Origin of the sequence: Methylobacterium sp. R2-1 (assembly GCF_014191355.1) — a bacterium.
Classification (GTDB): domain Bacteria; phylum Pseudomonadota; class Alphaproteobacteria; order Rhizobiales; family Beijerinckiaceae; genus Methylobacterium.
The window spans coordinates 16,635-39,141 of sequence record NZ_JACHWM010000026.1; the positions used below are offsets into that span (position 1 = coordinate 16,635).

The 22,507-nt window shown below is 70.5% G+C and carries 6 protein-coding genes and 1 pseudogene; 3 read left to right on the top strand and 4 right to left on the bottom strand.

Annotation, left to right across the window (positions count from 1 at the left end; translation table 11 throughout):
* Positions 1–17: 17 nt before the first annotated feature.
* Positions 18–12,569: a non-ribosomal peptide synthetase/type I polyketide synthase gene (locus tag FHU13_RS26030; RefSeq protein WP_183438729.1), complete on the bottom strand. Its 12,552-nt coding sequence runs from the start codon at positions 12,567–12,569 to the stop codon at positions 18–20.
* Between the two features lie 213 nt (positions 12,570–12,782).
* Between FHU13_RS26030 and FHU13_RS26035 the strand changes: the two genes are divergently transcribed.
* A complete protein-coding gene (locus FHU13_RS26035) occupies positions 12,783–18,350 on the top strand; it encodes a non-ribosomal peptide synthetase (RefSeq protein ID WP_183438730.1) in 5,568 nt (1,855 codons plus the stop codon).
* A gap of 404 nt (positions 18,351–18,754) precedes the next feature.
* Here FHU13_RS26035 and FHU13_RS26040 read toward each other — a convergent pair.
* Positions 18,755–18,972 (bottom strand): annotated as a pseudogene (locus FHU13_RS26040) (IS481 family transposase); the annotation flags it as partial.
* Positions 18,973–19,191: 219 nt separating this feature from the next.
* On the opposite strand from FHU13_RS26040, the gene FHU13_RS28325 reads away from it, so the two are divergent.
* Positions 19,192–19,551, top strand: coding sequence for a transposase (locus tag FHU13_RS28325; protein WP_281411669.1), 360 nt, complete (start codon positions 19,192–19,194; stop codon positions 19,549–19,551).
* Positions 19,552–19,587: 36 nt separating this feature from the next.
* Complete coding sequence (locus FHU13_RS28330; protein WP_281411670.1) at positions 19,588–20,133, top strand: IS630 family transposase; 546 nt, start codon at positions 19,588–19,590, stop codon at positions 20,131–20,133.
* 681 nt (positions 20,134–20,814) lie between these two features.
* Here the strand turns inward: FHU13_RS28330 and FHU13_RS26050 are convergent.
* A complete protein-coding gene (locus FHU13_RS26050; RefSeq protein ID WP_183438731.1) occupies positions 20,815–21,390 on the bottom strand; it encodes a hypothetical protein in 576 nt (191 codons plus the stop codon).
* Between the two features lie 226 nt (positions 21,391–21,616).
* Positions 21,617–21,913 (bottom strand): hypothetical protein, encoded by a 297-nt coding sequence (locus FHU13_RS26055; protein ID WP_183438732.1) that lies wholly within the window; start codon positions 21,911–21,913, stop codon positions 21,617–21,619.
* Between the last annotated feature and the right edge of the window lie 594 nt (positions 21,914–22,507).

Consider the following 22,507-nt stretch of genomic DNA (forward strand, 5'->3'; position numbering starts at 1 on the left):
TGGGTCTGTCGTACCGTTCAGCTCAGGACCGCTTGCCGGCGCCGAGCATTGAGGCTGCGGGCGGCGAGCCGCCGGGCCATTGCGTCGGCCTCCCCCGTTGCCGCCTCCGGCGGACCTTCGGGGGTGAGATGGCGGGCAAGCGCACGGCAGGTCGGGTGGCCGAACATCGCCACGACCGGGAAGTCGCGGCCGAGCTCGCGCCGGAGACGCTGATGCACCCGGATCAGGCTGAGGGAACTGGCGCCGAGTTCGAAGACGTTGCGGTCGGGATCGACCCGGTCCAGGCCGAGCTCCTGCGCCAGCGCCGCGGCGATGATCGGCATGAGGGCGGAATCGGCCGGATGCTCGGCCACCGCGTCCGCGCCAGCCCCGGACTGCAGGCCGAACGCGTCATCGGCGGAGCGGCGTTCCGGGGCCGAGAACTTTGGAGCCAGGGTCTCCGGCACCAGTTCGGAGAGCTGACTTGCCCAGGTCGCGCGATCCGCTGCGAGCCGGTGCAGCAGGGCGCAGTAGCCGGTGAAGGTCGCCGCGATCCAGGCCGAGTCGAACAAGCCCTCGACATGATCCCAGTTGAAGACCAGCCGTCCCTCGCGCTCGACGACCTGATGGTCGATCCAGACCTGGGGCGTCTGCGTGATGCCGCCGGTGAAGGTGCCGAGCCAGTCGGCCGTGCGCCCGTCGGAGGCGGTGTTGTCGACCCCGACGCCGCTCGTGAACACCACCGGCGCGGCGTGGGCCTGCGGGTCAATGCCCCGCCGGGCGGCCTCGCGCAGGACGCGGATCGCGGAGACCTCGGCATGGGCGAGGTCGGTCCAGAGCCGCTCCTGCATCCGCCGCGCGACCGCATCGAAACCCTCGTCCCGCCCACCCTCGAATGGCACCAGCAGCAGCGAGGTAAAGTCGCCGACCAGCAGGTCGATCTGCGGATGGAGTTGAGGGCGTTGGAACAGGGTGAGGTTGAGCACGAAGCGCTTGCCCCCGCCCGCCGCCGCAAGCGCCGCCCCGTAGGCGGCGAGCAGCACGGCGTTCACCGAGAGCCCCGCCGCGCGAATGTTCTCGCGCAACCGCGCCCATTCCGCCGCGCCGAGTTCCGAGGCGAGCCGGGCGAAGCGCGGTGGCGTCAGGGCGGCGGGCTCGGCCGCGAGCGGCAGGGCGGGGGCCGGGGGCAGATCCGGCAGCTGCCTCATCCAGTGGTCGAGGCTGTCGCGGAAGGCGGGGCTCGCCTCCTGCGCCGCCCGCTGGAGGGCGACGTCCCGGAAGCTCACGCAGAGATCGGGCAGGGCCCGGTCGGGATCGCGGGCGAGCGCTGCCCATTCGGAGAGCAGCAGTACCATGCTGCGCCCGTCGCAGATCAGGTTGTCGAGGCTGATCAGCAGGCGCGTCGCGGCGGCGAGGCGGATCGCGCGGATCTCGAACAACGGCCAGCCGGTGGTATCGTGGACCCGGTGGTCGAGTTCGCTCCGCTGACGCGCGAGCCAGTCGGCCACGTCCTCCCGGCTCGCCGCGCGCAGGTCCGCGCCGAGGATGTGGTAGCGCGGCACCGTCTCGAGGATGCGCTGGTGCCCGGCCTCGTCGATGACGGCGCGCAACATGCCGTGGCGCGCGATCAACTGGTTCCAGGCCCGCTCCAGCCGGTCGAGGGACGGGTCGGCGACGTCGATCTCGACATAGAGATGGGTCGAGACGCCGCCGAGGGGAAACAGCGCCTGCCGGCCGATCCAGTAGGCCTGCTGCACGTCCGTGAGGGGGAAGGGCGCGTGCCATTCCTCCGACCTGACCGCGAAGGGCGCAGTCTCCTCCGGAGCCGTCGCCTCCGCAGACTGCGCCGCGCCGTCGTCGAGCAGGCGGGCGAGATCGCACAGCACCGGGTGGGCGAAGAGATCGCGCAGGGCGAGCCGGCGGCCGCAGGCGTCGCGGACACGCTCGGCCAGGCGCACGGCGATCAGGCTATCGCCGCCCAGGGTGAAGAAGTTGCTGTCGCGCCCGATCCCGGCCCCGGGAAGCAGGGCCGACCAGATCGCGGCGAGTCGCCGTTCCGTCTCCGTCTCGGGGGCGGCCATCGTCTCGGACGCGGTGGCGCTCGCCGCCTCCGGCCGCGGCAGGCTCTTGCGGTCGATCTTGCCGTTGGCGGTCAGCGGAAGTGCGTCCAGGCAGAGGATCCGGCGCGGCACCATGTAGGCCGGCAGCCGGGCTTCGAGATGGGTGATCGCGGCGGCCTGATCGAAGACGGGGACGGCGTCCGCGTTGCGCGCGACGAGCAGTTCGAGGCCCGCTTCCTCGCCCGGCGCCGTCACGGCGGCTTCAGTGAAGCCGGCTTGCCGGAGGGCCCTCCGCCACTCGGCGCCCGACAAAAGCGGTGCGCCGCTTTCGCGGCGGGCGTCGGCGAGATCCCGGAAGCCGCGTTCGAGCAGGGCGACGGTGACGTCGAGGAGCGGCGAATTCAGCGTGATCTCGGTGGCGATCAGCACGCCGCCGGGCCGGAGCAGCCGGCGGCAGCGGCGCAGCAGGGCGCCGATGTCGCGGGTCCGGTGCAGGGCGTTGAAGGCGAGCAGGACGTCGAAGCCGTGGGCCGGCATGCCCTGCGTTTCGGGATCGCGCTCGGGATCGAGAACCTGCCAGGCGGCATCGCCCGGGTTCAGGCCGCGCGCGGCGTCGAGCAAGAGCGGCGAGGGATCTGTGATCACGGCCTCCGCCGCCCGCACCTGCCCGAGCCAATCCTGAGTGGCGAGACCGTGCCGCGCGCCGATCTCTAGGATGCGAAGCCTGCGGCCGTCGGCCCGCGCCGCCTCGGCCGCCCGGTCCAGGGCGGCACCGATGGCCCGGTTCACCGCGACGGCACGGGGATGCAGCCGGCCGAGCCGGTCCGGACTCAGCGCCGCACCCTCCCCGTAGAACAGCGCGAGGGCGTCGCCCTGACCCCCGAGAACGGAATGCCGCCCCGGTCCGGCCTCCCGCAAGGCATCGACGATGGCGCCGTCCACGTCGAAGTGCTCGCCACTCCGTCGAAGCGCGGCCCAGGTCGAGGCAGAGAGGCGTCCGCGCCAGAGGGAACCAGCGCGTTCGATCTCGCCCGTGGCTTCGAGCAGGGCGAGCCAGCGCGGCAGAAGCAGCTTGAAATCCGGCGCGAGACTGAGGCGCCGGACGAGATCGGCCGCATCGTGTTCGGTCTCGTCCGTGAAGGCGCCGGCCGCGGACAGGAGATCGCGCACGCATTGCGCGGCGAGATCCCGCTGCCAGTCCCAGAACGCGTCGAGCCGGTCGGCCCCTCGGCCCAGCGCGAAAACCGCCTCCCCCAGGCCAGCGGCGAGCGCCCGGTTCGCCGCAACGCTTCCCGGTTCGGCCTCTCGAATTCGGCAGAGCGTGGGTGAGCCGTCGTCCGGCTCGGCGAGAACGACCCAGGCAGCGAGGCTGCGACTGCTCCCGTCGGAGCCAGTCGCGTCAGCCACCGCCTCGGCGATCCCTGGATGAGCCGCGAGCGCGGCCTCGATCTCGCCGAGCTCAATGCGGTGCCCGGCGATCTTCACCTGTCCGTCGCGGCGCCCGAGGAACTCCAGGGTGCCGTCGGGCCAGTAACGGGCGAGGTCGCCGGTCCGGTAGAGCCGGCCGTGGCGCGGATGGACGAAGAAGGCGGCATCGGTGCGAGCCGGATCGCGCTCGTAGCCGAGCGCAAGGCCGGCTCCGCCGATATGCAGGTCGCCCGCCACCCAGTCGGGCCGGTCGCGGCCCAGGGCATCGAGCACCCGGTAGCTCTGGTTGGCCAGCGGCCAGCCGTAGGGAATCGAGCGCCAGCCAGGCGCGACCGCCTTGACCGGGAACCAGTTCGACCAGATCGAGGCCTCGGTGGCACCTCCGAGCGCGACCAAGCGGCAGCCGGGCACGCGGGCGGCGAGGGTGGCAGGCAGCTTGAGCGGGATCCAGTCGCCCGAGAGTAGGGTGAGGCGCAGGCTCTGCAGCGCCTCGGCCGGCTCATCGAGGAGAAGGTCGAACACCGCCGGCACCGAGTTCCACACGGTGACGCCGTGGCGATGCACGAGGTCGGCCCAGTGACCCGGATCGTGGCTGCTCCGCGCCTCGGGCAGTACCAGGGCGGCGCCCGCGGCGAAGGCGCCGAACAGGTCGTAGACGGAGAGATCGAACCCGAGCGCCGAGAAACCGAAAAGCCGGTCCTCCTCCCCGACGTCGAAACGCGCGTTCACGTCGCGGATCGTGTTCATCGCGCCGCGATGGTCGATGAGCACTCCCTTCGGCACCCCGGTCGAGCCCGAGGTGTAGATCACGTAGGCCTCGTCGGCGCCGCCGCGGCCGGGGGCGGCGCCGGCTTCCGGCAGGTCGCGGCAATCCGCTTCGTCGGCAACGAGGAGGGTCGCCTCGACTGCTGGCAGGTCCGGGCGCAGCGCGCCCTGGACCAGTGCGAGCCGGATGGCGCTCGTAGCGAGGATCATAGCCATGCGCGGGGCCGGCATGTCGGGATCGATGGGAACGTAGACGCCTCCCTGCGCCAGCACGGCGAGGCAGGCGGCGGCCTGTTCCGGGCCCTTGCGCATGAGGATCGCCACCCGCTCGCCGGACTTCAGCCCGGCGGCATCCAGGTGGCCGGCGAGGCGCCGGCTCCAGGCTGCGAGGCGGCCGTAGGAATAGGTTTCCTCGCCGGCGATCAGCGCCGTGCTCCCGGGCCTGCGGGCGGCCTGAGCGAAGAAGGCGCCGTCGAGCGTCTCCTCCGGCAGCGGGGCGGCTGTAGCGTTGACGCGTGCGCGGGTCGCGACCTGCCCCTCCGGAAGTAGCGGCCCCAACGGCCGCCGCCAAGCCTCTTCCCAACCCTCCTCGGAGTTGGCGAGCCGCGCGAGCAGCGCCTCGTAGGCCGCGAACATCGCCGGGATCAGGCCATCGGGGAACAAGGCCTCGACTACGTCCCAGTTGTAGAGAAGCTGGCCTTCGAGTTCGGAAACCTGATGGTCGAGCCAGACCTGAGGGGTCTGGGTGATGCCGTGGACCACCGTGCCGAGCGGATCGTCGGTGCCGGCGCCCTTGGTCGGGTCGAGCATGCCGAGTTGGCTCGTGAACACGACCGGGGCCAGCACCGGATCCTCCGGCGGGCGGCCGCGGTTGAGTTCGCGCAGCACGTCCACGGCGCCGACGCCGCGATGCTCCAGATCCTCCAGCATCCGCGCCTGGAGCACCTCCAGGCGCCGATGAAAGGGCGCCTCCTCACGGCAATCGACTTCCAGAAGCGTGACGCAGGTGAAGTCGCCGACGAGGCGCGGCACGTCCGGATGCAGGGGCAGCCGGTCGAAGATCGTGAGGTTGAGGCTGAAGGCGGCCCCATCGCTCCATGCGGCGAGCACTTCGCTGAAGGCGCCGATCAGCAGAGTCGCCGGGGTGACGCCGAAGCCGCGGGCGCGTTCGCGCAGGGCCTGCCAAGTCTCGGCCGAAAGGTGCCCGGCATGCCGGACGAAGCGCGGCTTGCCAAGGCGGGCCGGCGCCTGCGCCAGGGGAAGCTGGGGCGCCGGCGGAAGGGTGCCGAGCCGCCCCATCCAGTAGGCGCGGTCCCGTTCGAGCTGCGCCGCCCGCTCCGGTGAGGGATGCGCCTTGGCGAGGACGTAGTCGCGGAACGAGATCGCGAAGGGTTCGAGCCCCGCCGCCGCGACCGAGCCCGCCATGTAGACGCGCCCGAGTTCCTCCCACAGTACCTGGGAGCTGGTGACGTCGTTGATCAGCATGTCGATGCTGATGTGAAGTCGGGTGCGGCCGCCGGGCAGATGCGTCGCGCGCAGTTCGAAAAGTGGCCAGTCCCCCGCATCGAGCACTTGGTGCGACAGTTCTTCCCGCCATCCGTTGAGATGGGCGTCAACCTCCGTCCCGGCGGCACCGGAGAGATCGGCGGCGGCGATCCGGTAAGGCGGCACCTCGGCCAGGATGCGCTGGCGCCCGTCGGGCTCGATCACGAGCCGCAGGGCGTCGTGGCGGGCGATCAGGGCGTTCCAGGCGGCCTCCAGGCGGGGCAGCGAGAAGCCCACCGCGATCTCGGATTCGAGATAGGCGTGGCAGGAGACGCCGCCGAGCACGAAGCGCGGGTCCCGGCCGACCCAGTAGGCGTATTGCAGGTCGGTGAGCGGGAAGGGCAGGTATAGCCCGGCCTGATCAGGCACGATGACGTCGGCCTCCGCCGTCTCGACCGTCGACCCGGCGGCCTCCGCGCTCGCGTCGGCGAGGCTGGCGAGATGGGCCGAGAGCCGGGCAGGGCTGGCATTCTCGAAGATCGCGCGCAGGGCGCAGTCGAGCCCGAGCCGCCGCTTGCAGCGATGGGCAAACTCCATGACGAGGATCGAGTCGAGGCCGAGATGCAGCAGGTCGGCCGTCTCCGCGATGGTGTGCGCCGGCACTCTCAGCACCTCGGACAGCGCATCGCGGACGAAGCGGACGATCCGCTCCCGGCGCTCTTCTGCCGTCATGGAGGCCCAGTCGGGCGCCGACGCGCCATCCTCGTCTCGTCCCGGCTCCGCGGGGGCAAGGCGGCCGAGGAGGTCGCTGCGCCCGAAGGCGCGGTAGAGCGTCCCGAAGGCGGCCCAATCGACCTCCGCAGCGACGAGGCGGCCCGACGTTCCGGCGAGGCGGTCGAGGGTGGCAACGCCCCGCTCCGGCGGGAAGCGGGTGATGCCGGCCCGGCGCAAGTAGTCGAGCAGGTCCTCGTCCACCTCGGACAGGCCGGCGCCGCCGCCCCAGGGTCCCCAGGCGATAGCCAAGGCCGGCAGCCCTTCCGCCCGGCGCAAGCCCACGAGCGCATCCTGGTAGGCGTTGGCCGCGCCGTAGTGGATCTGGAAGCGTGAGCCCCAGATCCCTGAGATCGAGGTGAAGAGCACGAAGTGCTCGATGTCCGGGTTGGCGCGGGTGAGGGCGTGCAAGTGCCAGGAGCCCTCGGTTTTAGCCCGCATCACCGCGTGGAACCCGTCCGCGTCGATGGCCTCCAGCGTGTCGAAGCGGCCGATCCCCGCGCAGTGGAACAGGCCGCGCAAGGGAGCTTCCCCCGCCTCGATCTCAGCCAGTAGAACCGCCATGGCCTCGCGGTCGGCGAGATCGACGCGGACGTGGCGCAGGGTGACGCCGCCCAGGCGGAAGCGCTCCAGCGCCTCCCGCCCCCAAGCGCCGGGCTCACCGCGCCCGGTGACGACGACGTGCCGGGCGCCGCGGGCCGCCAGCCACGCGACGACGTGCAGGCCCAGCGCGCCGAAGCCGCCGCAGACGAGGTAGGTGGCGTCCGGCCGGATCGGTGCCCCGTCCTCCGTCGGCGGCGACGCTGGCACGAGGCGCGGGCTCGCCCAGCCGCCACTTTGGGAAGCAAGCGCGTCCTCCCGCTCGATCAAGGCACCGAGCGCCGGGGCGAGGGAGGCGAGCCGGGCCAGTCCGTCGTGGCCGGTGCCCAGGTCGTGGCCGGTACCCAGGTCGTCCCCGGTGCCCAGGTCGTCCCCGGTGCCGAGATCGAGCATCAGCGTGCGCAATTCGGGGTACTCGACGGCGAGCGCACGAGCAGCGCCCCAGATCCCGGCCTGGGCTGGGGCCGCGATGTGACCCGGTCCTTGCGCACCGCGGGTCGGGATGACGACGCGAGCGCCCTCTCGCGCGCGCTGGAGCCGCTGCGCGAAGGCGACGAAATCCCAGATCGCGGCGTCGGCAGGCGCCTGCCCGGCTTCAAGGAAGCCGAGCCAGAGGGCGATCCCGTCCCCGATCGTGTCGCCGCCCTCGCAAGTCGTGACACCGGCGCTCGCCAGGGCGTCGGCCACCTGCGCGTGCAGCGCCGCGCTGCCACCGATGAGCGTGAGGGGGAGGGAGATGCGGCTCCCTTCCGGGAGGCCGATCGGCTCCCAGACGATCTCCGTGAGGGGCAGGGGAGCGTCCGCGGGGGCGCCGCCCGGCTTCGGCAGCGGTCGCCGCCGCCGGTCGGTGCTGCGGTCCTCAAGCCAGTAGGAGCGGTGCTCGAAGGGATAGAGGGGCAGGGCGCTGCCCGGCAGGGTCGCCCCCCGGAAGGCAGCGGCCATGTTCAGGTTGAAGCCACGGCCGTAGAGGGCGCTCGAGGCCTCCCGCAATCCGGACAGGCCGACATCCTCGCGGCGCGCGCTCGCCAGGAAGAGCCCGTCCGGCCGATCCGCCTCGCGGCGGGCGAGGGCCGTGAGGATCGGCTGCGGCCCGATCTCCAGGAACGCCGTGCAGCCGTCCGAGACCGCCGCGGCGAGGGCGTCGGCGAACCGCACTGGGCTGCGGGCATGGGCGCGCCAGTACGCCGCGTCCGGCGCCACGTCTAGGAGCCCGCCGGTGAGCGTCGAGACCACCGCGAGACGCGGCTCGCGGCCGGGAAGCTTGGCGGCTTCTGCCTCCAGGGCGTCGAGAATGGGCTCCATCAGCTCCGAATGGAAAGCGTGGGAGACCGTGAGCGGCCGCACGCTGATCCCCTCCGCCGCAAGCCTTTCCGCGAAGGCGGCCAGGGCGTCCCGGCGGCCGGCCACCACGACGTCGCGGGCGCCGTTTACGGCCGCGAGCGAGAGGCCGGTGCCGGAGAGGCGCGCGCGCGCCTCCGCCTCGCTCAGGCGCAGGGCGGCCATGCCGCCGGGCTCCGCCAAGCCCTGCATCAGGGCGGCGCGGCGGGCGATGAAGCGGGCGGCCTCCTCTAGATCGAGGCTGCCGGCATGGACCAGGGCAGCCACCTCGCCGATGGAATGGCCGAGCACGACGTCGGGCTCGATGCCGTAGCCGCGCCAGACCTGCGCCAGGGCGTAGCCGAAGGCGAAGAGGGCGGGCTGAGTGTAGCGGGTCTCGTCGAGGCGCGGATCGGCGGGGGCGAACATCAGGTCGCGGATGGAGAGGCCGAGCGGAGCGGAGAGCGCGGTGTCGGCCCGGTCGAGGGCGTCGCGGAACAGGGGCTCGGCCTCGTGTAGCGCCCGGCCCATGCCGCCCCATTGCGAGCCTTGGCCGGTGAAGAGGAAGGCAAGGCGCGGCCGGCCCTCCGGCTGGAGGGCGGGGGCCTCGGCAAGGGCGGCGGCCAGCGCCTGCGCGTCGCGGCCGGTCACCGCGAGGCGCGCCTCGGCAAAGTGCTGGCGCAGCCGGGCCGCGCCGTTGGCGAGCGGCGCGAGTGCGAGGCCGGGCTCGGCAAGGCGGGCGACGTAGCGGTCGCGCAGCCTCAGGAGCGCTCGCTCGCTTCGGGCCGAGAGCAGGAGGAGATGGGTGTCCGGCGCGTCCCCGTCCGGCTCGGGCGCCGCGGCCGCGGGCGCCTCCTCGACGACGAGATGGCCGATGGTGCCGGCGAAGCCGAAGGAGGTCACGCCCGCCCGGCGCCGGTCCCCGCGCCGCGGCCAGTCCTGCGCCGCGGTCGTGACCGCCGCCGGGATTCGGGCGAGATCGATCGCCGGATTGACGGTGGCGAGATGCAGGTGCGGTGGCAGGCGTCCGGCCTGCAGTGCCAGCACCGTCTTGATCAGCCCGGCGATGCCGGCGGCGGCTTCGAGATGGCCGATATTGGTCTTGACCGAGCCGAGCAGCAGCGGATCGTCGACCCGGCGGCCGGAGAAGACTTCGGCAAGGCCCTGGAACTCGATCGGGTCACCGAGCCGCGTGCCGGTGCCGTGAAGTTCCACGTAGTCGATGTCGTCCGGGTCGAGTCGGGCGCGGCCGAGGGCGGCGGCGAGCATGCGCGCCTGGGCCTGTGCGTTCGGGGCCGAAAGGCTTGCGCCCGCCCCGTCCTGGCTCAGTACGCTCTCGCGGATCACCGCCCGGACGGAGTCGCCGTCGCGCAGCGCCTCGGACAGGCGCTTGAGCACCACGACGCCGACGCCCTCGCCGCGGACGTAGCCGTCGGCCGCCGCGTCGAAGGTCTTGCAGCGGCCGTCGGGCGCCAGCATGCCGGCCCGGGCCAGGACGAGGTCGATCTCCGGCACGATCTGGAGCTTCACCCCGGCCGCGAGCGCCAGCCCACTCTCACCCGCCCGCAGGGACTGGCAGGCGAGATGGACCGCCGCGTGGGAGGCGGAGCAGGCGGTGTCGACGGCGAGACTGGGTCCCGACCAGTCGAAGAAGAAGGAGAGGCGCCCGGCCGCCGCCGCGAAGGCGTTGCCGGTGCCGTAATACGGGTCGAAATGACTGGGATCGCCGCTAGCGAAGGGCAGGTGCCCGTAATCGCCGGTGCCGATACCGACGAAGGCGCCGGTATCGCTGCCGCGCAGGGTCTCCGGGCGCAGGCCGGCATCCTCCAGGGCATGCCAGGCGGCCTCCAGCAGGAGGCGCTGCTGCGGGTCGGTGTTCATCGCCTCGCGGGCGCCGATCCCGAAGAAGGCGGCGTCGAAGCCGTCGATCCGGGCGAGGCAGGCGCCGTGGCCGGGAATTTCGAGGCCCGGCGGGAAGCGCTCGGGCGAGAGCGGGCGCACCGCGTCCCCGCCCGCCATCAGCCAGTCGAAGAAGGCGTCGGGGGTGTCGAGATCCACCACGCCGGACGGCATCCGCAGAGAGAGACCAAGGATGGCGATGGGCTCGGCGGCACCGTGGGCCGTGGGCGTGGGCCTCCCCTTTGGCGTCGCGCCGGCCCGCTCCCGCTGCAGCAGCCAGTCGGCGAGGGCGTCGATGCTCGGGTGGTCGAACAGCAGCCCGTCGGGCAGGGAGAGGCCGAGCTGCGCCTCCAGCGCCGTGACGGCCTGGGTCGCGGCGAGCGAGTCGAGGCCGAGGGAGAACAGACTGCGGGCGGGGTCGAGCCTGCGGGGGGCGGCCCGGCCTAGGGCGGCCACCACGCTATCGTGAACGAGGCGGGCGAGGGCGGCGCGGCGGTCCTCCTCCGCCGGGATGGCTTCCGCGCCGGCGGGCTCGTCCCCGCGCGGGCCGAGGGGCGTGAGCGTGCCGCGCAGATAGGCCTCGCGCATCGCCGCGCGCTGGACCTTGCCGCTGGTGGTGCGCTTCAGGGTTCCGCGCCGGATCAGGACGACGTCCTGGGTGGAGAGACCGTGCTGGCGCGCCACCGTCTCGCGGATCGCCGCGGCGACGGCCTGCGGGTCGAGGCCCGGATGGCGCCGCACCTCCTGGATCACGACGAGGGCCTCGCCTCCCGCGGCGTCGGACACCGAGACGGCGGCGCCCCCGCCCGTAACGATGTCCGGATGCGCCTCGGCGAGGCTCGCCTCGATGTCGTTCGGGTAATGGCACTGACCGCGCACGATCAGCACGTCCTTGCGCCGGCCCGTGATGTAGAGGTGCCCCTCGTGCAGAAAGCCGAGATCGCCCGTGCGCAGGTAGGTCCGGTCCCCGCCCGCGCCCGCATCGCGCGTGCGAGCCCGAAAAATCTCGTCGGTGGGCGCTCCCTTACCCCAGTAGCCGGCGGCGATGCCGTGCCCCGAAATCCAGATCTCGCCGACGCTGTCGGCCGGAAGCGTGAGAAGCGTCTCGGGATCGACGATGCGCAGATCCTGGTCGCCGAAATCGGTGCCGTTCGAGACGTACGTGCGGGCGCCCGGCGTCTCCGGCGGCAGCGGCCGGGCGAGGCCCCGCTCGATCCCCGCCGCCTCGACCCCAAGCAGCACAGGCCCGCCGGACTCCGCGCTACCCGAGGCGAACAGAGTCGCCTCCGCCAGTCCGTAGGAGGGCCGGATCGCGCCCCAGCGCAGGCCGTGGCGTCGGAAGCGCTCGTAGAAGGCGTGGATCTGCCGCGGCAGGACCGGCTCGGCCGCCGGCACCACGCTCTCGATACCGCTCAGATCCAGGCGCTCCAGACGCGCGGCATCGTAGCGCTCGACGCAGGCGTCGAGGGCGAAGGCCGGGCAGGGCAGCACCGCAGCACCGCTCTCCGCCGCCATTTCGAGCCAGGCCAGCGGATCGGACACGAAGGCAGCGGGCGGCATGCTGACGGCTCGCCCACCGAAGGCGATCGGGGCGAGTACGCCCATGATCAGACCCATGTCGTGGTAGAGCGGCAGCCAACTCGCGACGACGGGGCCGTCCTTCGGCCAGAGCAGGCAGCGCAGCAGCTCCAGATTGTGCATCAGCCCGCGGTGGCGGTTGATCACACCCTTCGGCTCGCCGGTGGAGCCTGAGGTGTATTGTAGGAAGGCGATGTCGTCGGGCGCCGGCCCGTCGGCGAGGCGAGGCCCGCCCATTCCTGCCGCATCGATGGTGATCACGCCGGCGTCGGTCGCCGCCGCGAGCCGTGCCACGGCCTCCCCTGAGGCGCGCACCACCTCCTCCGAGGTCACGATCGCTCGAGCATCGCAATCCGTCGCGATCGCGGCGACCTTCGCCTCGACCCGCGCGACCCGCCCGGGCGCCGTGAGATTGACCGGAACCGCCACGACCCGGGCGAAGAGGCAGCCGAGCAGGCCCACCACGTAGTCGAGCCCCGACGGCAGCAGGACCAGGGCTCGCTCCCCAGGGCCGATCTCCGCCCGCAGCGCACGCGCCACCGAGGTGCAACGAGCCACCAGCTCCGCATAGGTCAGGGTGCTTCGGGCCTGATCTGGACCGCCACGGACATCGAGCGCGGTGGCATCCCCCCGGCTCCGGGCCATGGTCTCGATCCGAGCGACGATCGTCTCCGGGGCGAGCACCATCCGCTTCCTCCGCATAATTTTGCTGTCGATCAGCGATTCTCGAGGGAAACAACCATAGAGGCGCAGCTTTTGGAAGACTTATCTTCCACCTTTATAACTCAAATTGAAGCAGTTCTAAATTGATTCACTTACGGAGAGAAACATTTTGGGATATATTCTTCGATTGATCGCAAGAATCATCGAATAACGGCGGACAAAGTGCTTGAAATGCAGATGATTGACGGTTTCGGGGGAGCAAATTACGCAACCTCGATCGCATGCCTGCTTGCGCAGGAGCCCGGCCGGTTCAGCCGGGTCCTCGAGTTCGGCGCGTCCTCCCTCGCGTTGGCCGACTTTCTCGACGGCTTGGCCGACGCCCCCATCGAGCATGTCGTGGCCTGCTCTTCGCCTCTGCGGCTGGCGATGCTGCGCCGCAATGCCGGCGCCCGGGCTCATCTCCGCTTCGCGCTTTTGGATCCCGTTCGCCTCACACCACCAAGTGGCGTGTTCGACCTGATCGTCGTCTCTCCCGGTCTCGCACCTTCCCGGGAAGTTCTGAACAGCTTGAACGCGGCCCTCTCGCCCGGCGGACACATCGTCGGCTGGGCCGAACCCGGTCAGGCCGACCCGGTCGATCTCATTCCGGTCATGCAAGGGATGCATGAAGGTGCCGGATTAGTTGCGGCGGAAACAGAGGACGACGGATTTCCGCTGACCGAAATCCAGCACGCCTACTGGGTTGGGCGCACCGACGCCCTCAGCCTCGGCGGCGTCGCCTGCCACGTCTATTTCGAGTGGTTGCTGCCAGCATTGGATCCGGCTCGCCTGGAGGAGGCCTGGAACCGCCTTGTGGCGCGCCACGACATGCTTCGGGCCGTCGTCACGTCGGAGGGACGGCAACGCATCCTACCCACTGTGCCGCGCTACCGCGTCGTCGTCGACGAGGGTGGAGAGGATGCGTGGACGGCTGAGGCATTACGGGCCTCGAACCGGGCGCGGATGAGCGCGCAGGTGCTGGATGCGGGGCAATGGCCTCTCTTCGACCTGCGGATCACCCGCATGCCGGAGGGTCGTTTCTGTCTGCACCTCGACCTCGATCTGCTGATCGTCGACGTCCAGAGCTTCCATATTCTGCTGACGGAACTCGAGCGGCTCTACCGCGATCCCGCCTGCGACCTGCCCCCGATCCGATCGACCTTCCGCGATTATCGCCGTGCCGTGGAGGCCGAGAGGGCGGACCCCGCCTACGCGGCCGACCGCGCATGGTGGTTCGAGCGTCTCGACGCCCTGCCGCCGGCGCCGGCGCTTCCCCTTGCGGCCATCCCGGAGGCGGTGGCGAAGCCGAGTTTCCGCCGGATGCGGCGGCGCCTCGACGGAGAGGAGTGGCGGCGGCTCGAAGCGAAAGCGCGGGCCGCCGGGGTGACGCCCTCCTCCTTCCTGCTCGCCGCCTTCGGTGAGATCCTGGCGCGCTGGTCGGCGATGCCGGCCTTTACCCTCAACCTGACGCAGTTCGACCGCCGTCCCCTCGTGCCGGACGTGCAGACCCTCGTCGGCGACTTCACCTCGGTGATGCTCGTCGCCCTGGATTGCACCGCCGTCGCCGGCTTCGCGCACCGGGCGCGCGCTGTTCAGGCGACCCTGTGGGGCGCCCTGGCGCATAGTCGCTTCAATGGCGTCGAAGTGCTGCGCGAGCGGGCCCAGCGCACCGGCCAAGGCGCGGATGCGGCTATGCCGGTGGTATTCACGAGCCTGCTTGGGCTCGACATCGACACCCTCGTCCACCGCAACGGCGGGGCGGTGATGCTCGGCGAGCCATGCCACCTCTACACGGAGACGCCCCAGGTCTGGCTTGATCACCAGGCGATGATCCGCAACGGCAGTCTGGAGTACAACTGGATCGTCATCGAGGAGATGTTCCCGAAAGGCCTGGCCGAGGCGATGTTCACGGCCTACGGCGCCCTCCTCGATCATCTCGGCGCGGCCTCGACATCCTGGGATGCGCCGGTGCCGGACGATCTCTCGCCCGCCGATCAGCGTGAGGCGCGCGCCCGGGCCAATGCGACCGACCGGATCCTCCCAGTCGATCGCCTGGAGCGCCCCGTTCTCGCCGCGGCCGAGCGCTTTCCCGACGCCCTGGCCGTCGTTGCCGCTGACGGTCGCCTGACCTATCGGGAGTTGCGCGAGCGGGTCGAGGCCGCTGCGCGCCTGCTCACCGAAGCCGACATGAGGCCGGGAGAGAAAGTTGCGGTCGCCCTGCCGAAGGGCTGCGATCAGATCGCCGCCCTGCTCGCCGTGCTGCGTCAGGGGGGCGCCTACGTGCCACTCGCCCACGACATCCCCGCCGCGCGGTTGGAGACCATCGCCGCGGCAGCCGGCATCCGCCACGCCTTCGGCCCGGCCGGGCGCCGCTGGCCGGAGGGCGTGCAGCGCCTGAAGAACCCCTCCGAAGCCGGAAGCGGGTCGGTGCCGGAAGCTGTCCCCGGCGACGCGGATGCGCTCGCCTACGTCATCTACACTTCCGGCTCGACCGGTACGCCGAAGGGCGTCGCCGTCACGCACCGGGCAGCCGCCAACACCATTCTCGACGTGAACGCACGCATCGGTGCAGGTCCCGGGACATGTGTGCTCGGCCTCTCCGCCCTGACATTCGATCTCTCCGTCTACGACCTGTTCGGTCCCCTCGGCGTCGGCGGCAGGCTTGTTCTGCCGGCTGAGGAGGACCGGCGCGATCCGGCCGCTTGGCTCGCGCTGATGCGGGCCAACGGGGTCAGCCTGTGGAACTCCGTACCCGCCCTGATGACGATGCTGACCGAGCACGCCGACGGGGTCGGTCAGCAACTGCCGACCAGCCTGCAGCACGTCCTCCTCTCAGGCGACTGGATCCCCCTCGGCCTGCCGGACACGGTGCGGCGCCTCTCGCCGGGATGCCGCGTCGCGGCCCTCGGAGGCGCGACCGAGGCGGCGATCTGGTCGAACTGGTTCGACACGGAGGCGCAGCCGCCGGGCTGGTCGTCGGTGCCCTACGGCTTTCCGCTCGCGAACCAGCGCTACTACGTGCTCGATGCGGCGCTGCGGCCCCGTCCGGACGAGGTCGAGGGCGACCTGTTCATCGCCGGCGAAGGACTCGCGCTCGGCTATCTCGGCGACGCGTCGGCCAGCGCCGCCTTCTCCCCGCATCCGCGCACCGGGGAGCGGCTCTACCGCACGGGCGATCGCGGCCGCTATCGGGCCGGCGGCCTTCTCGAATTCCTGGGCCGGGCCGACCGCCAGATCAAGCTGAACGGCCTGCGCATCGAGCCGGGGGAGATCGAGGCACGGCTCTGTACCCATCCCGACCTCTCCGCCGCGGCCGTCGATGCGGTGGAGCTGGGCGGAACACGCCGCCTCGTCGCGCATCTCGTGCCGGCCGGCCCGCCCGGTGCCGTGGTGAAGGCCGTCGATGCGCAGGATGCGGAGGCGGTCTGGCAGGGACTTCTATCCGGCCTCGACGCTCCGCGCGCGGCGCCGCCGGAGGACGCGCTGGCGGCGCTCGGCGCCTTCGACGAGACCGCTGAGGCGCTCGCACGCCTCGCGATGCAGCGCGCGCTCGGTCGCCTCGGCCTCGCCGATCGTGAGACGATCGAGCCTGAGACCACCGTTGATATCGCCCCGCATTACCGCGGCCTGCTGCGGCAATGGATGCACTGGCTCGCCGCCTCCGGGCTCTACGAGCGTCAAGGCACCACCTTCCTGCGCCGGGGGCCGGCGCCCGATCAGGAGGCGGTCGAGGCAACCTTCGCAGAGACGCTCGGCCGGCTCGCGCACCACCTGTCCTGGAATGAGCGTGGCAGCGACCTCCTGGCCTGGATCGAGGACTGCGTGCGCCGTCTGCCGGATCTGCTGCGCCGCGAGCCAGGCGAGGCGATTGCGCTGCTGTTCCCGGAAGGGAATTCCGCCCGCAGCGAGGGTCTCTACGCCCGGAACCTGCTGGCCATGCATCTCGGAACCGTCGTCGCGGAGGGTATCGCCGCCGCCTGCACCGGAGGAAGCGGGGCCACCCGCATCCTCGAAGTGGGTGCGGGCATCGGCGGCCTCACCGCGCCGGTCCTAGCGCGGCTCGACGGATACAACCTCGACTACTTCTTCACCGATGTCGGACCGCATTTCCTGACCTTGGCGCGAGAAAAATTCGGCGCAAGGCCAGGTTTGCGCTTCGGCCTCTACGACATCGCCGAGCCGCCGGAGCCGCAGATCGAGGCGCTCAACGCCTTCGATGTCGTGCTCGCGGCCAACGTCCTCCACAACGCCCGCGACGCCGCCGCGGCGCTGGCCGATCTGCGCCGCCTGATCCGGCCGGGTGGCCTGCTCGTGCTGCTGGAGGCGACCCGCAACAAGGCGTTGCAGCTCGTGACTGCCGGACTGATCGAGGGGCTCGCCCACGGCAGCTTCGCCGATGCCCGACGCGAGACCGGTCTGCCGATGCTGGCGGCAGAGTCCTGGGAGGCCGCGCTCGCACAGGCCGGTTTCGTGAGAAGCTGCACCCGGCCCGGCTCCGGCGATCCGCTCGCGGCCTTCGGACAATCCGTCATCGCTGCGCAGGCGCCCCCGCGGGTAAGCCGCCTGGACGAGGACGCCCTGCGCGGCCATCTTTCCGAGGCGCTGCCAGCCTATATGGTGCCGGGACATTTTCTCCTCGCCGAGCGACTGCCGCTCTCGGCCAACGGGAAGGTCGATCGCGCGCGGCTGCCGCGGCCCTACATTGCGCAGGCGGCAACGGAGCGCAGCGGGGAGACGCCGCGACCGGGCATCGAGGCCGAGTTGGCGGACATCTGGTGCAGCCTGCTTGGCCAGAAGGCCGTGTTCCGCGGCGACAGTTTCTTCGCCCTGGGCGGTGACAGTCTTCTCGCCACACGATTGGCCGGGGCGATCCGCACTGCAACCGGCCGCACGGTGCCCCTGCGCTTGCTCTTCGCCCGCCCCATCCTCGCCGATCAGGCAGCGGCTCTCACTGAGGCCGAAACCGGGCCCGCGCGGCAACCGATCCTGCTAGCGGACGGGCCAGGCGCGCCATTGGTCTGTCTTCATGCCAGCGACGGTTTCGCCGCCGCCTACCGTCCCCTCGCCGAGGGGCTCGATCGCATCCGGCCCGTCTTTGGTCTCGAAGCGCCGGGCCTGCAGCCCGGCGAGGCAGCGGTCGATCGCCTCGACGTGCTCGCCCGCCTGCACCGAACAGCCCTGGGGCCGCCACCGGCGGGCGGCCATACCCTCCTCGGCTGGTCGATGGGCGCGCATACGGCCTGGCAGCTCGCGCAGATCCTGTTGGCGGAGGGTGAGCCGGTGGCGCGCCTCGTCCTGATCGACCCCGCCCCCCGCCGCCCCTTTAATGGGATCCGGTCGCCGGGCGACCTGCTCCTCGCCTGCGCGGGCGACGAGATGAGGTGGGTTCTCTCCGGGGAAGGGCGCGACGCGGCGGCGATCGACGCTCTGCCGGAGGCCGAGCGGCGCGACCTCTGGCGCCGTCTGCTCGCCCGACAGGGCCTGCCGCCCTCCCTTTTGGTCGAGGATGCCGCCCTCGAACGCTTCCTCGGTGTTCTGAGCGCCAACCTGCGGGCCATGGTCCTGGCGGAGGCCGTACCGCTGCCGCCCGGCCCGGAGATCCAGGTCTTCACCGCCTCGCAACGTCCGCCGGGTTGGGACGCGCCACTGGCCGAGTGGGGCGAGCAGCTCGCCGGCCGGGCCGAACCCGTACGGATCGAGGCCGACCATTGGTCGATCCTGCGCGCCCCGGACCTGCTGCGCCGGATTAGCGCTCTCCCACAATGAACGGCAGTCTTGGGCCAGCTTGGCTTTCAGTTCAAGGCTCGCACTGGAACGAACAGCCGGCCGTCTCGGTCTTTCGCGCAGACTGCCCGACGAACGGGATGTGCTCGATGCCCAATCTTCGCTCCCTCGCCCTCGGCTCTTGCCGGCCCGGTTCCACGAGGATGCACAGCATCGCGCGGCGGAGGATCTCGCCGCGTCTCACGACTTACCCAAACGTCTCATAAAGCGTCTCTGCGCGCCGAGGCGCGCGGAGACGCTCAGGCGAGAGGCAGGGCGCCGCGGAGCACGATGTTGCGGAAAACGCTCGGCGGGACGCCGACATGATCGCGGAAGAAGCGCGGGAAATGCGCGGGCGTGGAAAAGACGAGGTTGAGCGAGAGATCTGTCAGGCCCTGGCCGGTGCCGACGGTAACCGCCTCCTCCTCCAGGCTGAGCACGCTGGAACGCGGCTCTTTTGGCCCCATCCGCGCATCCGTGCTGGTCTGGCGTGACCGCACTTATGCACGCTGGTCGGGCTGACGCCGTAGCACTTGGCCGCCGCTCTCACGCTCTCTCGACGAGCTTGGATTGCCCGACGGATTGCCTCAGTCGTCGTGGCGCTGCCGTGGAGAACCTGTCCCATAGCGCGTCCCTCCATGCGGTCTCAGGCGTACCACCACACACCACGGCAGCCACGACACGCTCACGCAGGCCCACAGACAACGGTGAAGGCATGAGCAAACTCCTTCCTCCGTCAACGCCCCACCGCTAGAGCGTTTTCGGTTTGCGCTGAATCGGTTTGGCGGGGTTCACAGGGCTTTTGCGGGCTGATTCAGTGCTCGCTCCGGACGAGGAGCGAGACATGGGGCGACCCTACAGCCTGGATCTGCGCGAGCGGGTAGTGGATGCGGCTGCGGCCACCTCACGGCGTCAGGCTGCCGCCCGCTTCGGGGTTGGGATCGCCACGGCGATCCGCTGGGCCGCCGCAGTCGAGGCCACCGGCACGGTGGCGGCTCGGCCCCAGGGTCGTCCCCGCACCTCGAAGCTCGATCTGCACGAGGCGTTCCTGCGCGGTCTGATCGACGAGAAGACCGATATCATCCTGGAGGAAATGCGCGCCCGGCTGTTGGCCGAGCGTGATCTGAAGGTTGGGCTGGGCACGCTGTGGGCCTTCCTCGACGCGCGCGATCTCACCTACAAAAAAAACGGCTCACGCCGCTGAACAGGAACGGCCGGACGTGAAGGCGGCGCGGGAAGCTTGGTTCGAGGACCAGCCCGACCTCGATCCCGCCCGCTTGGTCTTTATCGACGAGACCTGGACGGCGACCAACATGGCCCGCCTGCGGGGACGCTCCCCCGTGGCCAGCGGCTACGCTCGCCCATTCCGCACGGCCATTGGAAGACGACGACCTTTGTGGCGGGCCTGCGCCTGTCTGGGATCGCAGCCCCATTCGTGCTCGACGGGCCGATCAACCGCGTCGCCTTCCAGACCTATATCGAACAGGTGCTGGTGCCCGAACTCATGCCCGGCGACATCGTGGTGATGGACAACCTCGGCAGCCACAAGGGCGCGGCCGTCCGGGCTGCCATCGAGGCGGCCGGCGCGCGGCTCATGTTCCTGCCGCCCTACAGTCCGGACTTCAACCCGATCGAGATGGCCTTCTCCAAGCTCAAAGCCCTGTTGCGCAAAGCGGCTGAGCGCACCGTCGAAGAGCTGTGGTCGGCCATCGGACGTCTCGTCGACGCTGTCACCCCCGACGAGTGCGAAAACTTCTTCACAGCCGCTGGCTATGACCCTGATTAAACCGAAAACGCTCTAGAGGGAATTTGTAGCCGACCCACCTAGCGCCTGTAGCCAGTATGAGCGCGCGGTGCCCCCCGATGAGCGTTCTGCCAAGCCCACGATGTCGTTGGATAGCAGACGCGGTGCTCGCGCCGGATCGGCATGGCGACATGCCGCATGCGCTCAGAGAGCCGAAGCGTGGGTCGCGCATGCGCGCGGCACAGGTACCTTCACCGGTCGAAACCTGAGGCACAGAAAAGGCGTGCGTCAAACCACCCGCGCGCGTTCTGCCGGTTTGATTGCCGGTTCCGTGACACGTTCGCACGGGCTGGTCCGGTGCCGCACTTTCAGGCTTCGGTCCCGGTCAGGGCTTGCCTAGAGCCGCGCCCGGCGGGTTGGGACGGCTTGGGAGTCGCTACGTGAGCGGGTACGGCTCTAGTCGAGGAACGGCCCTCGAAGTGGCCAAGACCGAGTTCCTCCTAAATCTAGTGGCGCGGCGGCTCACAGCCCCAGCGCACCTCGATCGTGTCGCCCAAGTCCCGACGTGTTGTGTCGGGGACAGTTCGACGGATAGGACTTGCGCTCGCCCGAGGCGCGCCACCCGGACCTCCGCGCTCCAGATAGCGGTTGCTGTGGCAGATGGCCCCACAGCGTGGCGGGCGGGCTAGTCCGCTCCGTTCCATGCACGAACTCGTCGGCAGCTTACCTCGCCCTGATCGCCGGCATGGCGAACCCAATCGCCCTTGCGAACTCATGCAAGAGGCTGGGGGCGAGCAGATTCATCCCCATCGATTCGGCCGCCTCGTTATCGCGGGAGAGCCTGTCCTTGAAGCGCTCATGCTCAACCTTCATCTCGTCGGCGCGCCCGAGCCACTCAGCTCGCAGCAATTCGCGGCCGAGCCGCCTAATGCGCTCGACCCGCTCGGCCAACGGTAGGGCGAACCAGACCTCGTTCTCCTCGTCGTAATGGAGATTGGACATGATCAAGGACGCCTCGGACAGGGCCTTCCAAGCGCTGTGCACGAGTGCCTTCACCTCGCGCGGCGCGGCACGCAGGTCCTCGTCAGGCCCGAAACGGTCCATGAGCAGTTCAATCCGGTAGGCTCCATCCGCCAGGTTCTGCACCCGCCGCGCGGTGGTCACCCCGGCACGGGCAACGTTACCCGAACCGTCCGGAAGGCCCTCATTCGTGCCCCACAGGCCGGCATTCGCGTCGAGGACGTCCTGCGCGACGCTTGCCGCAGCCGCGCGGAAGGTAGGGGAACGGTACTGCCGCAAAGGAGCCTCTCACAATTGGACGCCTTCCGCAGGCGAACCTTCATGCGCACTGCTAGGCGGCAGCGGTCGATTCGGACAGTACGTGCCCATACGTACTCGGCGGAAGCTACTGGCTGGGAGGCGTCCTGCGAACAACATGCTCGAGAGACTGGCACGTGCTATAGACTTCGGGTGCGCCTCGACCGCGCATCGCAGACGGACCTCGGTCGCGCCATCGTCGGCGATCTCATTGCCGAATCATGTCCCCGGACGCGTAATCTTCCGCATGGCGGCGTTGAAAGTCGAGGATCGAGAGCACGCGGGTGACGAGCGCTCCCACGGGGTCTTCGCGTCCTTTATCGTCGCCGGCGAAGCGCGCTAGGTATCGTCTCAGGGCAGATCCATCGACAAGGCCGGCCTCCTGAAGGAAGTGCGCGAGCAATCCCGTCAACTGGGCCGTCGCGTCACGGACCTGCTCCTCCAGCCCATCCACCGACTCTTCCGCTCGCCCAAGCCGCGACTCGACGGCCTCGATGCGTCGCAACAACGTCTCCGACAATCCCACCTCCCACCGCAACCGTGGCAATCGTACAGATTCGTTGGACGCTGCAAAGTACCGTCCCGACGATTGGATCCTATTGCGGCGGCGATACCGGTCGGCGCGCGAAGCGCCCAGGCTGCTTCGCCACGGTCCGCGCCTCGCTCAGGATGCGGATTGCAACGTCTTGCGCTCGTCTGGCGCTTCGCGCAGCAGTTCCGGTGCACTTGCGCAGGGCTCGGTTGCTCGACCAAAGGTCGTCTCGCGCGTCGCCGCGGCCATCCCGCCGACTGCGGCGATGGCCAGCCAGCGCGAGGCGAAGGCCGCACCCTGGAGAAGCGAAGACGGTCACTGCCAGCCGGCTTCCTATCCAGGGCGGCCTGGAATTCGCACTGGTGGCCAGTGTTCTTGCCGGCCCGGACACAGCCGAGCCTCCTGAAGGAGTCGGGGACCCGTTGAGGCTTCAGGCAGCCTATCCCGCTTCTTCACCCGGCACCGCACTCGTAAAACGTATGGCCCGCCCCGTCCGCAAGTGGCTCGGATCCGCTGGTCTGTGCAGTCTGCATAAACGTATCCGGCCTTCCGACAGCGCCGTTGGCC

Bases quoted from the DNA above. Each gene is read 5' to 3' on its own strand.
- FHU13_RS26035 (WP_183438730.1), top strand. From the start codon at position 12,783: ATGATTGACGGTTTCGGGGGAGCAAATTACGCAACCTCGATCGCATGC.
- FHU13_RS28325 (WP_281411669.1), top strand. From the start codon at position 19,192: ATGGGGCGACCCTACAGCCTGGATCTGCGCGAGCGGGTAGTGGATGCG.
- FHU13_RS26030 (WP_183438729.1), bottom strand. From the start codon at position 12,569: ATGGTGCTCGCCCCGGAGACGATCGTCGCTCGGATCGAGACCATGGCC.